The organism is Legionella waltersii (assembly GCF_001468085.1).
GTDB lineage: Bacteria > Pseudomonadota > Gammaproteobacteria > Legionellales > Legionellaceae > Legionella > Legionella waltersii.
Genome location: NZ_LNZB01000056.1, coordinates 110778 through 126959 on the forward strand (window position 1 = coordinate 110778; position 16182 = coordinate 126959).

Genomic DNA, 16182 nt, shown 5'->3' on the forward strand with positions numbered 1-16182 from the left:
CTAGTAAAATCTTCATCAGCTCCTAATGTTTAAAATGCCGAATACCTGTAAACACCATGGCTATGTTATGTTGATCAGCACAAGCAATAATCTGCTCGTCTCTAATAGAGCCACCAGGCTGAATGATTGCTGAAATTCCTGCTTTGGCTGCAATCTCTATTGTATCTGGAAATGGAATAAATGCATCTGAGGCCATCACTGAGCCAATTGGGCTTAACTCCATTTGTTCTGCTTGCCATAGGCCAATTCTCGCACTCATCACACGACTTGTTTGGCCTCCACCAATACCTATTGTTGTTCGATTTTTTGCATAGACAATGGCATTTGATTTGACGTGTTTTACGGCAGTCCAAGCAAATAACAAATCATGAAGTTGATCTTTACTTGGTTTTTGCTTAGTGACTGCTTTAATCTCACACGAGCCTAGAGAGATTGAATCATGTTCCTGAACGAGAAGTCCACCATCAATTTTTTTCATGCTTAATCTAAATTCATTATCCAATGGCCAAAATCCAGTGACTAGCACTCGAATGTTTTCTTTTGTAGCTAATATAGATTTTGCAGCTTGACTTACCTCTGGGGCAATGATTACCTCTACAAACTGCTTGTCTATAATAGATTGGGCCGTCTCGGCATCTAAACTATGATTAAACGCAATTATTCCACCATAAGCTGAAACTGGGTCCGCTTGAAATGCTCTTAAATAAGCAGTTAAGGAGTTTTCAGCCAAGGCAATACCACAAGGATTTGCATGCTTCACAATAACGCAAGCAGTACTATCTAGTGTAAAAGATTTCACACAATCTAATGCGGCGTCAGCATCTAAAAGATTATTATAGGATAATTGCTTCCCTTGAAGCAGACTTGCACCACCTAAAGAGCCTTGAGCCGAGTTTTTATCCGCGTAAAAAGCGGCTTGTTGGTGTGGATTTTCCCCATATCTTAAATCACTTATTTTACTAAATTGACAGGTTAGAACGTCTGGGAACCCGCTGGGTGTAAAGTCAGAATCTAATGTGGTTAAATAATTTGCGATGGCAGCATCGTAAGATGCAGTATGAGCAAAAGCTCTTTTTGCCAGTTGAAAACTCCAGTCTATGGGTGTCTGCTTAGCTTCTAAGTACTGAATGAGTTCAGCGTAGTCCTCTGGTTGAACTATAACATAGGTATGAGCATGATTTTTTGCTGCTGCTCGTACCATCGTTGGACCACCAATATCTATGTTTTCAACGGCTTTATTAAAATCGCAATCGGGTTTGCTGATAACTTGTTCAAATGGATACAAATTAACAATTACGAGATCAATAGGTTTCAACCCATGTTGCTGTAATAACTGTGTATCTTGCTCGCCTCTTGCCAAGAGACCTGCATGTATTGCTGGGTGTAATGTTTTTACGCGGCCATCCATCATTTCAGGAAAACCCGTATAGTCACTAACATCAGTAACTGGAATTCCAATTTCTCTTAATTGAATGGCTGTATTACCCGTTGCGATAATTTCGACCCCATGTTTATGCAGGGCTTGGCCAAGTTCTTGCAATCCTCTTTTATCAGAAACACTAATCAGTGCTCTTTGTGGTGCAAAGGGGGTATTTGATTCTTTTGTTGCCATAATTATCATGCCTTCTAAAATCGGGATTAGTTTTTAACAAATACCAACAGTGCCCAACCATCTGAGTTCTCTCTAGATATTAGACTAAATACCCCTTGGTAAGCTTCAATAAGTACAGAAGATTGTTCATCCAAAATACCAGAAACGACCAGTTGTCCATTTTTGGAGAGTAATTGCTGAAATCTTTCTTTTAAACTGATCAAAGGAGCCAGCAAAATATTTGCAATGATCAGATCAACAGGATTTTGTAGTGCTTCTGGTATGCTGACTGAGAGTTGTTGTTCATTAATTTCATTTGCTAGAGCATTATTATGGGTAGCTTGTAGTGCTTGATTATCTATATCAACTGCATAAACATGTTGTGCTCCCAATTTAATTGCAGCTAAAGACAGAATGCCTGAGCCGCATCCGTAATCAATGATGGATTTACTGGATAAGTTAGCTTGCTCCAACCAGGTGAGACACAACGATGTTGTTGCATGTGAACCTGTTCCAAACGCTAATCCTGGATCCAATATCAAATTGATTGCATCAGGTTCTGGGGGGGTGAGCCAGGAAGGGCAAACCCACAAATGCTTACCAAATCGATGTGGTTTGAAATCATCCATGCATACTCTTTCCCAATCCTTATCGGCTAAGGTGTCTAAGCTGCATGAGAATTTAGGTCGCTTGTCTTTGAGTAATTGGCGTACTCGATGAGCCTCTTCAGCTTGAGAAAATAATGCATGAATGATGACCTCAGGCCATAATGGCGTGGTTCCAGGTTCAGGCTCAAGAACGGGATTGTCGTTTTTGTCAGTGAGCATGATGGACAATGCACCTTGCTCCTGCAATTCATCAGTAATTTGTTCAATTTCTTCTGTAGGACAGTTTTCTATTTTTAGTTGGAACCACACAGGCTTAGTCCTTGAGCATTTTTTCTAGATAATGAATATTTGTTCCACCCTCCATAAAGGCTTTGTCATGCATAATGCGATGGTGTAACTCAACATTGGTTTTTATTCCATCAATAACGATTTCATCCAATGCATTACGCATTCTGGCCATAGCCTCAGCTCTAGTAGACCCATAACTGATTAGCTTACCAATCATCGAATCGTAATTGGGGGGAACTGTGTAACTGGAATAAATATGGGAATCAAAGCGAATTCCAGGTCCTCCGGGTTGATGTAATATTTTGATTTTACCTGGAGAGGGCATAAATGTTTTGGGATCTTCGGCATTTATTCGGCATTCAATGGCATGGCCACGAAGGGTTATATCTTCTTGCTTTAATGTTAAAGGAATATCACTGGCAATTTTGATTTGTTCTTTGATTAAATCAATGCCAGTTATCATTTCAGTAACAGGGTGCTCCACCTGGATGCGAGTATTCATTTCGATAAAATAAAAGCAACCGTCTTGAAATAGAAACTCGAAAGTTCCAGCTCCTCTGTATTTTAGATCTTTACATGCTTGAACGACCGATGCACCAATTTTGTTTCTAAGTTCAGGGTTAATTCCTGGAGCGGGTGCTTCTTCCACCACTTTTTGATGTCGTCTTTGCATTGAGCAATCGCGTTCTCCTAGATGGATGGCATGACCTTTTCCATCACCAAGAACTTGAAATTCAACATGGCGTGGATTTTCTAGGAATTTCTCCATGTACACGATTGGATTATTAAAGGCCGCTTTGGCTTCACTGCTTGTTAGAGCAATAGCACTTAATAAATTCGATTCACTATGAACGACACGCATTCCTCGACCACCACCTCCGCCAGCTGCTTTGATGATGATGGGATATCCAATTTTACGAGCTAGTTGTAGATTATGATTCTCATCCTCTCCCAGTGGGCCATCAGAACCAGGCACACAAGGAACACCTGCTGCCTTCATGGCAGCAATTGCGGATACTTTATCTCCCATTAGGCGTATGGAGTCTCCTCTTGGGCCAATGAATCGAAAACCGCTTTGCTCAACTACGTCTGCAAAATCAGCGTTTTCAGATAAGAATCCATAACCAGGGTGAATTGCCACTGCGTCAGTGATTTCAGCCGCTGAAATAATGGCAGGTATATTCAGATAACTCTTTTGGGATGGTGCTGGACCTATACAAACCGTTTCGTCTGCTAAGCGAACATGCAATAGATCTTTATCCACATCGGAGTGAACAGCAACAGTTTGAATTCCGAGTTCTTTACAAGCACGTAATATACGTAAGGCAATTTCGCCTCTATTAGCGATTACAATTTTACTGAGCATAGACAGGTCTCACTATTCTATAATAAACAAGGCCTGATCATATTCCACAGGATCGCCGTTGTTCACTAGTATTTCAACAATTTTACCTGTTCGATCCGCTTCAATTTCGTTAAACATTTTCATGGCTTCAATAATACACAAAGTATCACCAGCTTTGACAGATTGTCCCACAGCTACAAATGGAGGGCTATCTGGAGATGGCGATGTGTACATTGTTCCAACCATCGGTGAACGAATTTTGTGGCCTTGGGCTGTTGTAGCAACTGGCTTGTTGTCAATGGGCGCATGCGCTTGATCAGAACTTGGGTTCGCTGCTGGTACAGCAATATGTTGGGTCGGTGGCGCAACATAGTGTATTGGATGAGTATCCATAGGCACACTGCTGTGACGGCTTAGTCTTAGGGATTCTTCGCCTTCTTTGATTTCAATTTCTGAAATACCAGTTTCTTCAAGAAGTTCAATGAGCTTTCTAATTTTTCTAATATCCATTGGTGTAATCTCTCTACTGTAATTCTTTGATAATTGCTTGCACGGCAAGTAAGTAACCAGTTGCCCCTAATCCACTAATAACGCCTTTAGCGAGATCAGAGAAATAGGAGTGGTGACGAAATGATTCACGTGCATAAATATTACTAAGATGCACTTCTATAAAGGGTATAGATACCGCGCTTAAGGCATCTCTCATAGCAATGCTTGTGTGAGTATAAGCGGCGGGGTTAATGATGATGTAATTAACTTTATTGCTTCCAGCTTCTTGTATAGCATGAATTAACTCATCCTCAGCATTGCTTTGATAACAGGACAAATCAATTCCAGCTTCTTTAGCAGTCGCAATCAAATTTGAATTAATTTGATCTAAAGAAGTTCCCCCATAAATAGAGGGTTCTCTTGAGCCTAGTAGATTCAAATTAGGGCCATGTATTACTAAAATTTTTTTCATTAAACTTCAGTATAGTCTAAAGATTTGCAAATTTTGCCTGAACTTTAAAAATTTGTCTATATATCTAAGAGGATATCAACAAGATCAAAGCAAGTTTTCAATTAATACACTCTATTCAATGCATGGAGGAGATGGGGCTGTGAAGATAAGGCCGACCTCTACTTTCAGTCAATAGGACCTGCTATCAGGATGTTCTATATAATAGGTTGTGCTATCGTAAGCGATTATCGTAAATCTAGGAAGACTTATGGCAAAAACGAATTTAACGGATGTGACTTTACGTGATGCACATCAGTGTTTACTGGCAACTCGTTTGCGCACAGAAGATATGGTGCCCATTTGCCACAAAATGGATGCGGTTGGTTTCTGGGCGATGGAGGTCTGGGGAGGTGCCACTTTTGATGCTTGTTTGCGTTTTTTAAAAGAAGATCCATGGGGTAGATTGCGTCAATTGCGCCAAGCATTACCAAATACTCAGTTATCCATGCTTTTGCGAGGACAAAACTTACTAGGCTATAGACATTATGCAGATGATGTAGTTAAAGAGTTTATTCAATTAGCTGTGAAAAATGGGGTAGATGTTTTTCGGATTTTTGATGCACTTAATGATGTGCGCAATATTAAAGTAGCTATCGAAACTGTCAAAGCCTATAAGAAACATGCACAAGGGACAATTTGTTACACAACAAGTCCTGTACACACCATGGATAATTTCTTAGATTTAGGGCTCAAATTGGCGGAGTTAGGTTGCGATAGCATCGCTATCAAAGACATGGCGGGCTTACTGACTCCTGAAGTAACTGTTGAACTGTATAGTCGATTAGCCTCCAAAACGAAGTTGCCTATACATTTGCATAGTCATTCTACATCTGGCTTAGCGAGCATCTGTCATTACGAGGCTATTTTAGCAGGTTGCCAACATGTTGATACAGCGATTTCATCCTTTTCTGGTGGGGCATCTCATCCACCGTCTGAACCGTTAGTTGCCGCCCTAGCTGGTACAAAATATGATACCGAATTAAATTTAAGTTTACTTTTAGAAATTGATGATTATTTTAAGAAGGTCCGTAAAAAATATGATCAATATGAAAGTGAAGCAAAGGAAATAGATCCTCGCGTTCAACATTATCAGGTTCCTGGCGGGATGATTTCAAATTTATACAGCCAACTGAAAGAGCAGAATGCCCTTGATAAGTTGGATGAGGTACACAAAGAAATTCCTATTGTTCGTAAGGATTTAGGTTATCCTCCTCTGGTCACGCCCACTTCCCAGGTTGTTGGTTCTCAGGCAGTCATCAATGTATTAACAGGTGAGCGCTACAAAACCATTACTAATGAAGTCAAATTATATTGCCAGGGAAGATACGGTGCCCCACCAGGGAAAATTTCTTCCTCGCTGAGGAAAAAAGCGATAGGTCATACTGAAGTGATAGATGTTCGGCCTGCCGATTTATTGCCCAACGAGTTGAGCCAACTAAAGAAGGAAATAGGCACCTTAGCACTAAGCGAAGAGGATGTTTTGGTTTATGCTATGTTTCCAGAAGTAGGTCGTCAATTTCTAGAGCAGCGAAAACAGAATCAACTTATTCCCGAGCCTTTGTTAACTCAAGAACATTCTCAGTCTAGTCACGCATCTTCAGAGTTTGATATCAGCTTGCATGGGGAGATGTATCACGTCAAAGTTACTGGTTTTGGTGCATCGGAACATAATCAGCAATCTTGTTATTTATGGGTTGATGGGGTTCCAGAGGAAGTTGTTGTTCATTGGGCTGATGTAGAAAAAAATGCTGACTTTGTTGTAAGTCACAAAATTGGTCCAGGTGATATAACAGTGGCTATTCCCGGTTCTATTGTTGCAATTCATGTTGCAGTGGGAGAGTCTGTTAAGAAAGGACAAGTGGTTCTCGTTCTAGAGGCCATGAAAATGGAAACGGAAATCTTAGCTCCCGTTGATGGAGTAGTACATGCGATTTTATGCTCAAAAGGAGATAAGGTTACACCTGAGCAGGTGTTGATAAAATTAGAGCATATCTCTTAGATTGTGACTCGCCCTAAGGTTCTGAGAAAGAATAGAGTAGGGGACGGACCCTGAGGGATCGACACATTTTTTAAAAAGGGGCATTTATACCAAAGGTCAGGTGCTTCGCCGAATGGCGTTGCCTTAAGCGGTGGTATTAGGTTCATCTATCTGGCCCTCATCGGACCGCTTGCTTATGCGCGCGGCTCGGTTCCTTCGTTGCTGTCTGAATCAAATCCTAGTCACCGCAGGGAGTGAACCGAGCCGCGCGCGTCAGCAAGCGGATACGGAACTATCCGTTTTCACGAATGACGCTGCTAAGGCAGCGCCATTCGGCGAAGCGCCTAATCTAGGCTTACTGACCATCAAAGAAGAGATGAGTCGGGGCACTATCATAGGTGTCGATTCCTCATGGACGGACCCCAGTAGATTCCGTACCGATTTGGCAGTCCTAAAAGCCTATCCCAATAAAAAGAGTTTGCTTTTTTATCACAAGAGGTTAAAATTGGTCCATCTAGGATTAATTTTGTCTTAAATGCACTCATTACGCTTATGTGCTTTCTTGTTGATGCATTTGCTAATTGGTGTGGAAAAACTGAAATTAGTATTTTCAAATAAGATAATTTTATGCTAGTTTGGAACAGTTTGTAGAAGATACACTGGCCTCTTTAAATGAAGCTTTTAAAAAGTATTAGTGCTCTTCCAAATAGATTTGTGTAGGAAATATCTAATGTGTATTTTTATTGCATTAGGGATTGACCTAGTTTTGAAGCCCTTGATTTTGTAGAAATACATTAGCTATGTGATCTAGGTATGACTTAAAAATCTCTGGGTAGTAAACCAAACATGAGTTTTCCAGGAAGGATTGCTTCATGGGAATATCTTTGAAAGGAGTTAGAATCAATGCACCCTAATTATTATTTGTCGCCGATCGCTGTAGCTATTGCATTAGGGGTCGCTTCACCTGTAAAAGCGGCCGACCCGATTGCTTTGCAAAAATCAACGTTCTCAGAAGTTCAACAAAAATTTCAATTTAACGTCCCTGGTGTGCAGCAAGGGGGAGTGGTATCTGTAGACGGATTGCACTTTGTTAGCCAACACACGGATAAAAATAAAGTAACACACGTTCGTATGCAGCAAGAATACGCCGGTTTTCCAGTTTTTGGTGGTTATGCAATTATGCATAGCAAGAACACAGCAAAAATGCTTGGCGCTGCTAAGTCAGATGTGAACATGAATGGACTTGTATACAAAGGGTTACAAAAAGAATTAGGCAAACCTAGTGCTTCTTTTGTAAAAAATGCTTCAGTTGCCCTAGAGCAATTTAAGAACAAATTTGCTAACAAAGCAGTCAGTGAAGAACAAGTGACCCCAATGGTTTACATTGATGAGAATCACAAAGCTCATTGGGCCTATAAAGTCAGCGTATTTGTGACTCATACGGATCAAATTCCTGAGCGTCCAACCGCAATCATTGATGCTGAAACCAACAAACCATTTGTGCAATGGAATGATGTAAAAACAGGTGCTGCACCAGCTAAAGGCATGGGATTTGGCGGCAACCATAAAATGGGCGAATATCAATTTGGTAAAGATTTACCTTTATTAGAACTTACTCGCGATTCCAGTGCTGAGATGTGTTTCATGGAAAATACCGATGTGAAAGTCGTTGACATGGAACATAAATATTATTCTAAAAACAAGCCAATGCAATTTACTTGTAGGGATAACCCAAGAGATCCAGTGAACCAATATTGGACTGGATATAAAGCCGATGGATATGATCGTGATAATGGAGCCTCTTCTCCTACTAATGACGCATTGTATGCGGGTTATGTAATCAAGCACATGTATCATGATTGGTATGGTGTGGAAGCATTAACTAAGTCTGATGGTTCACCAATGCAGCTTGTGATGCGTGTTCATTATGGTCAGGGTTATGAAAATGCCTACTGGGATGGCAAACAAATGACCTTTGGTGATGGTGACACCATGATGTATCCATTAGTGTCACTTGGTGTCGGTGGTCATGAAATTAGTCATGGTTTCACCGAACAACATTCAGGTCTTGAGTATTTTGGTCAATCTGGTGGTATGAACGAAGCGTTTTCTGACATGGCTGCTCAAGCTGCCGAGTATTACTCTATGGGTAAAAACAGCTGGCAAATTGGCCCTGAAATCATGAAAGAAGACAGTGGCTACGATGCACTTCGCTACATGGATAAACCAAGTAGAGATGGAATGTCTATTGACGTTGCTGATGATTACTATGGTGGCTTAGATGTTCATTATTCAAGTGGAGTTTTTAATCACTTATTCTATATCTTAGCAACTCAACCAAATTGGAATGCCAGAATGGCGTTTGACGTTATGGTTAAAGCAAATATGGACTATTGGACACCTTATTCAACCTTTGATGAAGGTGGTTGTGGTGTATTAAATGCTGCTAAAGACTTGAAGTATAATCTTGACGACGTTAAAAAATCGTTGAGCGATGTTACCATCAATTACCAATCTTGCTTCACTGAATAGGGTTGCATGAGTCAATAAATTGAGCCAGAAGTCGGGTTACCACTTCTGGCTCTTCCAGATGGATATGATGTCCGCCTTCAAGTTGCTTAACTTCCATATGTTTTATCGCTTTCATTCTAGCGTTGATTAGATCGGAATTGAATGCAAATCCACTTGTAGCCCAAATTAAAAGAGTTTTGCATTGAACTTCAGAAAGACAAGAAAGAACTTGTTCCTCAGTCATTTTTAGAGGAGAGGGAATTAATAATTTTCGATCATGCCTCCAGTAATATATTCCATCTTCTTCCATCGTTCCTCTTTCACAGAGTATTTTTGCAATTTCTAACGATACATAGCCTTTTGTTGAGCGTGCTCTGGCTGCATGATCAAACGCTTTATAGCCAGTAATTTTAGAGGATTTTTTTTGGTCAAGGTAATCCATGAATGTTGTTAGTTGCTTACAAGCTGTCTCAGCGGGCAATGAAAATGGACCTAAACCTTCGATCAAGCTTAATGATAGAAATCGCTCAGGTGCGACTCCGGCAAGAAGACTTCCTAAGCAAGCTCCCATGGAATGTCCTAACAAATGTACTCTTTTCATTTTTAAAGCATTGAGTATTTCCAAAACAATAAATAGGCCATCGATAAAATGATAAATGCATCCAGCAGGCAAATGGGATGAGTGTCCATGTCCAGGAAGATCAACGGCTACAATATAGTATTTATCTTGCAGTCCTTTGGCGATTTCATCAAAGCTATTTGCATTATCAAGCCATCCATGAAGCGCAATAATGGGTGGATTTTGTGAGTTTCCCCAAGTTTTATAGGCAATGGTAAATCCAGGGATTTGAAGATGCGTAGTATTCATGTTGATTGAGAGCATTAGTTATTTTCTATAGCTTAGTACTTTATTGGACTTTGTGTAAATTGATCTTCACTGTATCTCCAGATTTCCTCCAGGGCAATCTTGGGACTTAGGCGTATCATGGCTAATTCTGGGAAGGATTTTTTTATATAAAAAATAATTTAAATATGGATTATACTTAGGAATGTTAGCCTAACTTCTGAAATTCTCACCTTGATAGAGCGATCATTTATGCTACAAAACACGAATACTGTTTCATTAATTACTTACAATATTCACAAAGGTTTTGGAGTAGGGGCAATGCGTTTTATGCTTCCAGAAATGCGCGAGGCTATTATTAGCTTAAATCCTGATTTTGTCTTTTTACAAGAGGTTCAGGGTAAGCACAGAAAACGTGAAAAGAGAATAGAAAGCTGGCCTGATTCTCCGCAATTTGAATACATTGCTGAGAACATTTGGCCTCATTATATTTATGCTAAAAATGCCGTTTACCAATCGGGGCATCATGGCAATGCTATCTTAAGCAAATACCCTTTTGAAAGTTTTGAAAGCATTAATTTATCCAATATCAATCGAGCATCGCGGGGTATCTTACATACTCGTCTGAAGTTGAATAATTCAATGATACATTTGTTGTGCGTACACTTGGGTCTATTTAAAGGTGAAAGAGCTGAACAGTGCAAAGCACTCATGGAAAGAATTCAGTCCGTTGTCCCATTGAATGAGCCGCTGTTAATGGCAGGTGATTTTAACGATTGGAGAGCAGTGATCTCTAAACCCATGCACGATGATTTGGGGATAAAAGAAGCGTTTGTTGCTGTTGAAGGGCAGCATGCACGATCTTTTCCGGCAATTAGGCCTGCATTATGTATTGATAGAGTCTATTTTCGCGGGATGCAAGTGAAAGAGGTTGCCTGTTTGCAAGGTAAACCATGGAGGCTTTTATCTGATCATTTGCCTTTGTATGCAAGCTTTGAATTGAATGGATAACTGCTATAGTTTCAGTGAGCTATCATTATACTCATCTATTAGTTCTTCTATCGACCTATCAATTGGTTGAGAAAAAAATAGGGAGGAACTTTGGGTAGTGGTGGTGAGTTGGGTCTTGACTTTGGCTTCACTGATTAAAGACTCAAGGAGAATTCCACTCACGGTAATTCCCGAATTGGTTAAAGTGGCAATTTGTAAAAATAACTCTTTAGTGAGTTTTTTATGATTCTCACGAAGCCATGTCAAACTGCAGATATTGTCTAAAGAGATTAGCCTCGCTTTACACAAATCATTAATGCAATTAATACTCAATTGATCTTCAAAGTACAAAAGATTTTGCGTAATGATTAACGTGACGGGCATGGACTCTTTTAGTTCAGGATCTTTCCAATAATCATCAAAACGAGAGCTGAGATCTTTAGCAAAATCCATGCTTGCAACAGATTTGGAGCGTTTAAGAGCTAAATCCATATCTACTAGAGTAACTTCTCCAGTATCTAATGCGGTTAGAAAATTACCTCTGGTTGCAGCATCCACGACTATTCTTCGGGTATCATTGTATAATTCGATAAGTTTATTTGCTATCTCGGCATCGGTTGAAGGCCTTGTGTTTGTTATGTAAGGGGAAACCCAACCAAGCTTATATCTCCCTGCAAAAGGTAATTTACGGTTGACTTCGTTCCATACTCTAATCGCACGGTCTGGAGTATTCATTGCATTTAGAATGGGTTTGTCTTTCTCTACAATCGGATATTTGAGAACCCATGGCCCCTCATAATCGCTAGTTGGAACTAATTTAGATGGACCAAAATTTGATCGCCAACTGATGTTGTTAGCTCCTTGTCCTATAGATAACCACTGATAACTCGATTGTGAACTTTGCGTGCTAGCTTCTGAGTTAGAAGGATTATTATCTTTATCCATGTTTTCGATAGTAGAATCTTTTGCTGAGGAGTCATTGTCAATTAATGGCATAGAAGATAGGTTGATTGCTTATAAAAATATTGAACACAACTAATATCAAATATTCAATTTGAAAGCAATACATGGCCAATAAGAGTGTGGATATTTGGGATTCATTATGATTTATAAATAATTCCACTGTCTACTAATAGAACTATGAGGATTAATAATGTAAAATATGGCAATTTAAAATTAGAAGATATTAAAAATGCCATTTGAAATTGAGTTAGCAACAAAACATGAAACCGATAAATGGTCCCTAGAACAAACCAAGGAGGCTTTAGAGTTACAAGATTTATTGGACAAAGATGATAGGAAAGGTTATGGGGAGCGCTTGATTGAACTTTCAAAAGAGAGTAATGGAGCGCATGAGTTTACTCGAATAGATGGCAAAATTTATGAATTTTTAAACAAAAATGAAAAAATTGAGGTTTTTATTAAATTCCAAGTAAAAAAATCCGTCATTACTTGGTCATTTCTTGCCCCTAAGGATGTAACTTTTCAATCGTTTAGAGATCGGGTGTTTAATACAGCAGCTATGGCCCATTCCTGCGTTGATAATTCATGTGAAACCTATTACCGAGGTACCGATCATCTGCATATTAGAGAAATGCATAGTTGTGAAGAAGAAGCTAGATACAATCATAATCACTATCGCACTGCAGATGGCGGACCTGTTACACCAATTGAAGTTTATCAGCATTTAGTTGCTTTTTGTGCACAACAAGAGGGTAGGCAATTTATTACTTCCATAGAAGAGAGAGATGACATTATATTAAAATACGCTCTGTATTGGGCTGAATTTAATGCGGATATCAATTATGTCGCTCTCTTTTTAATGGATAAAGAACAGGGATTTAAGCAAATTAATCAGAGATTGCTTGATATTGCTAGGATAGGAACACTTACCCCTGATCAAGCTGATGAAAAGTTGGATAAGTTCTTTTCTTCCACTCATGGCCGAAATATTCTGCATTTAGCATCCAAAAAAGGTTTGCCTTTGGATAAATTGAGCGATGTTAAAAATTATTTGAAATCTACCTATCGACAGATCTATTTAAAAGTATCATCTCCTATTCAAAAAGCAATTGCATCTGATCCTTCGCTTGAATCTGTTAAATCAGACGTAACTATTGTTGGAGGTTCGAAGAGCCCAAGTCGCCAAAGTCCTAGGGATGAGTACTTGTCGTCTTCTGATCAGCAGCTGGATGATATTGATAAGTTAGAGTTTCAGACTTTTGCAAGTGATGTGATCAAGCATTGTCGAAACATTGATAAGAAGTTGTTACAGGATTTGGAGTTAGAGGATTTTCGTAAAGGATTGCTATTATACTATGCACTGCGAACCGCTCAGATAAATTCAAAATTTGAATTAACCTTGGGTGAGCAACGCTTTCATTCTGATCTGACTACTGATGCAAAAATAAAGCAAATGTTAAAAGAGTTACCTTCCTTACAAGTCGGTTCTACGGAAAGTTCGATAGGTGGTGTATTATTGAGTAAATTGATCAATTGGGTTAAAAAATCCACTCCTGAGTTGGATAAGTGGGTTGCCTGGGTGAAAGTAAATGGTTCTCAAAGCTTTGGGTCAAGAATTTCAGGCGTCAGGCTAGTTGATGGCACTGTTAATTTATCTGTTTTACCCCCTAAACCAACTTCAAACACAAATGGTGGGTTTATTGACATTGATTTTGGAGAGGCCGCCTTAAAGACGGTATTTTTACCTAAATCAACAACAGTTCAATTGCCTTCTAAAACATCTGAAAGACACGAATCACTTAAAGTAGAATTAGGACATGAATTAAAATCATTAGTGGATCAGCAGTTGACTGTAAATAAGTTAGAACGAAGTGTATTTCAAGCAAAAGTTCAGGTGATTGAAGCCGCTTTATCTGTTCTTGCAGGAAAATCGTCAAAGAAGGATTTAGAGGCAGCTATGACGAAGAATAAAGGGTGGAATAGTGTTTCTTCAACTGGGTTTAAAAGCAGATTAGAAGTTAAAATTCAAGAAGTTATCGATTTGTACACTCCGGAAGCAAGTCTAGGTACAAAATTGAGCTAGAATCTTAGTTAAAACGTTCTTGAGCTAAGCTTCCCGATACCTTGAATTAAATAGATTTACTGAGCACCCAACACCAAGAGGAATGGTGCTGGGTATTTTTCACTTCTAATACAGTACTGTTGAATTGGAATTATTCCATTTCAGTACGATACTCACCCAAGCAAGCTAAACTATTTAAACGAGCTCTTTTGAGTAAAGCTTGTTGTGCTTCAGCAACATTCGCCTTTTTGCCGCTCCAGGTTTTTAAGCAATCTTCTTGCAATGCTCTGCCATAAGAGAAGCTCAATAACCAAGGTTGATCGCCAATCTGGTTAATGGCATTTAAGTTGGCTGTAGCTTGAGCAGGGGTTTGGCCACCAGAAAGGAAATTAATTGTCGGAACTGCTGCAGGTACATTATTTCGGAAAACACTTATGGTGTAGTCTGCTACTGCATCTGGGGTGCTAAAAGGAGCAAACTCTTTACCGCTAGTTACCATGCTTGGTTTTAATATTATATGTTCTAATTGAACTTGATGAATAAATAAAGTGTGGAAGAGTTCATGAAGAACCATCTCACAGACTTCAGCACAGTGTTCAATACTGTGATCGCCATCCATCAACACTTCCGGTTCAACGATAGGTACAATACCTACTGATTGGCATGCAGCTGCATAGCGAGCTAGGTTTTCTGCTCCAGTTTTAATTGCTGTCAGACTGGGAGTGAGTTGAGAAATAGAATAGACGTTACGCCATTTTGCAAACTTCGCTCCAAGATTTTTAAAGTGTGTAAGGCGTTCGGTCAATCCATCTAAACCTTGTGTGACTTGTTCGTTTTCAGTATTGGCTAAAATAGTGAGACCTTTGTCCACCTTAATACCAGGAACAATTCCTTTTTGTGCAAACAACTCAGGAATAGGTGTGCCGTTGTCATCGGTTTGTGTAAACGTTTCTTCAAACAAGATAACCCCATTAATGTATTGTTCTAAATCAGGAGTTGTTGCAAGAAGTAGACGGTAATCTCTTCGATGTTGCTCAGTATTTTCTGTGTTGATGGAAGCAAAACGTTTACCTATTGTGCTGTTACTTTCATCAGCTGCAAGGATTCCCTTTTCTTCATTTAACATGATTTCCATTGTGTTTGAAAGTTCTTCATAACTCATAATGTTCTAATCTCCTCGATTTATGGGGTGATTTATATACCCAATTCAACTATCTTGTCTTCAACGTGATATGTATTTTTCACGAATAATCTGTTGCATTGCAAATCCATGCACTTTTAAATAATTAAATGCGTCGTCGATCATACCTGGATTTCCACATAAATACACAATATCTTGTTCTGGATTTAAGTTGAGTTCAGGAAATGCATGCTGAACATATCCAGAAAATTCATTTTCATGAAGGGTTTCAGGGTTTTCGCGGCTTAAATAAGCTCTAAAACTGACCTGCTCAAACGAACTTGCAAATGTTCGAAATTCATCTGGATAAAGAATTTCATCTCGTTTTTGTACCCCTTGCAAAATAACCACTTGCAAATTTGGGTGCGTGTTTATCAACGTTTTTAATTCCTGCAACATGGCTCTGTAGGGGGTGGTTCCTGTACTAGTAGCAACTAGAATGTATCGACCGGGTATCTGTTCTTTTAGAGTAAGCCTTCCAAACGGACCATTGATTTGAATCTTATCGCCTGGCTTTAAGTTAAAGAGGAGATTGGTTCCTGGCCCCCCTTCAAAATAGCCAGCAGCGAATTCAATGCGATTATTTTTTGCAGGTTGATTTGCAATACTATAGCTGCGTTTAAGTTGTTTGCCTTCATGCTCAAAATGAATTGTAATAAATTGTCCGGGCAAATAATCAAAGGTGGGAGTAAGGTCGCAATTAAATATAAAGTGCTTTACCTTTGGAGTGATCATGAAAGATTCTTCAAGAGTGATAGGGAATGTATTAATTTGCATGGGGCATACCATATTAGTTATAAAGTGATTAATATAGGGGAAAAA

The 16182-nt window shown here is 39.3% G+C and carries 13 protein-coding genes; 4 read left to right on the forward strand and 9 right to left on the reverse strand.

What is annotated here, in order from left to right; genetic code table 11:
- Positions 1-22: 22 nt before the first annotated feature.
- From purH to aroQ, 5 genes are read right to left on the reverse strand one after another with little or no spacing between them, the layout of a single operon-like run.
- Positions 23-1612, reverse strand: a complete 1590-nt coding sequence (gene purH, locus Lwal_RS12430) for a bifunctional phosphoribosylaminoimidazolecarboxamide formyltransferase/IMP cyclohydrolase (RefSeq protein WP_058481125.1) — start codon at positions 1610-1612, stop codon at positions 23-25.
- Positions 1613-1638: 26 nt separating this feature from the next.
- Positions 1639-2508 (reverse strand): 50S ribosomal protein L11 methyltransferase, encoded by an 870-nt coding sequence (prmA, locus tag Lwal_RS12435; protein ID WP_058481126.1) that lies wholly within the window; start codon positions 2506-2508, stop codon positions 1639-1641.
- Between the two features lie 4 nt (positions 2509-2512).
- Complete coding sequence (gene accC, locus Lwal_RS12440) at positions 2513-3853, reverse strand: acetyl-CoA carboxylase biotin carboxylase subunit (RefSeq protein ID WP_058481127.1); 1341 nt, start codon at positions 3851-3853, stop codon at positions 2513-2515.
- 12 nt (positions 3854-3865) lie between these two features.
- Complete coding sequence (accB, locus tag Lwal_RS12445; protein ID WP_058481128.1) at positions 3866-4342, reverse strand: acetyl-CoA carboxylase biotin carboxyl carrier protein; 477 nt, start codon at positions 4340-4342, stop codon at positions 3866-3868.
- A gap of 13 nt (positions 4343-4355) precedes the next feature.
- Positions 4356-4793, reverse strand: coding sequence for a type II 3-dehydroquinate dehydratase (gene aroQ, locus Lwal_RS12450; protein WP_058481129.1), 438 nt, complete (start codon positions 4791-4793; stop codon positions 4356-4358).
- Positions 4794-5040: 247 nt separating this feature from the next.
- On the opposite strand from aroQ, the gene oadA reads away from it, so the two are divergent.
- Positions 5041-6831, forward strand: coding sequence for a sodium-extruding oxaloacetate decarboxylase subunit alpha (gene oadA, locus Lwal_RS12455; RefSeq protein ID WP_058481130.1), 1791 nt, complete (start codon positions 5041-5043; stop codon positions 6829-6831).
- 882 nt (positions 6832-7713) lie between these two features.
- Entirely contained in the window at positions 7714-9342 is a 1629-nt protein-coding gene (gene proA / locus Lwal_RS12465) for a zinc metalloprotease ProA (RefSeq protein WP_058481132.1), read from the forward strand.
- Here the strand turns inward: proA and Lwal_RS12470 are convergent.
- On the reverse strand, positions 9332-10189 hold the full coding sequence (locus tag Lwal_RS12470) for an alpha/beta fold hydrolase (RefSeq protein ID WP_058481275.1): 858 nt from the start codon (positions 10187-10189) through the stop codon (positions 9332-9334). The genes proA and Lwal_RS12470 overlap by 11 nt on opposite strands.
- 228 nt (positions 10190-10417) lie before the next feature.
- Here Lwal_RS12470 and Lwal_RS12475 point away from each other — a divergent pair, with 228 nt between their 5' ends.
- A complete protein-coding gene (locus Lwal_RS12475) occupies positions 10418-11176 on the forward strand; it encodes an endonuclease/exonuclease/phosphatase family protein (protein WP_058481133.1) in 759 nt (252 codons plus the stop codon).
- Positions 11177-11179: 3 nt separating this feature from the next.
- Here Lwal_RS12475 and Lwal_RS12480 read toward each other — a convergent pair whose 3' ends face one another.
- Entirely contained in the window at positions 11180-12151 is a 972-nt protein-coding gene (locus tag Lwal_RS12480; protein WP_058481134.1) for a hypothetical protein, read from the reverse strand.
- 196 nt (positions 12152-12347) lie between these two features.
- On the opposite strand from Lwal_RS12480, the gene Lwal_RS12485 reads away from it, so the two are divergent.
- A complete protein-coding gene (locus tag Lwal_RS12485) occupies positions 12348-14201 on the forward strand; it encodes a hypothetical protein (protein ID WP_058481135.1) in 1854 nt (617 codons plus the stop codon).
- 130 nt (positions 14202-14331) lie between these two features.
- On the opposite strand, the gene Lwal_RS12490 is transcribed toward Lwal_RS12485, so the two are convergent.
- Both Lwal_RS12490 and Lwal_RS12495 read right to left on the reverse strand, forming a co-directional pair.
- On the reverse strand, positions 14332-15342 hold the full coding sequence (locus tag Lwal_RS12490; RefSeq protein WP_058481136.1) for a class I fructose-bisphosphate aldolase: 1011 nt from the start codon (positions 15340-15342) through the stop codon (positions 14332-14334).
- Positions 15343-15402: 60 nt separating this feature from the next.
- Entirely contained in the window at positions 15403-16137 is a 735-nt protein-coding gene (locus Lwal_RS12495; RefSeq protein ID WP_058481137.1) for a ferredoxin--NADP reductase, read from the reverse strand.
- Positions 16138-16182: the final 45 nt, after the last annotated feature.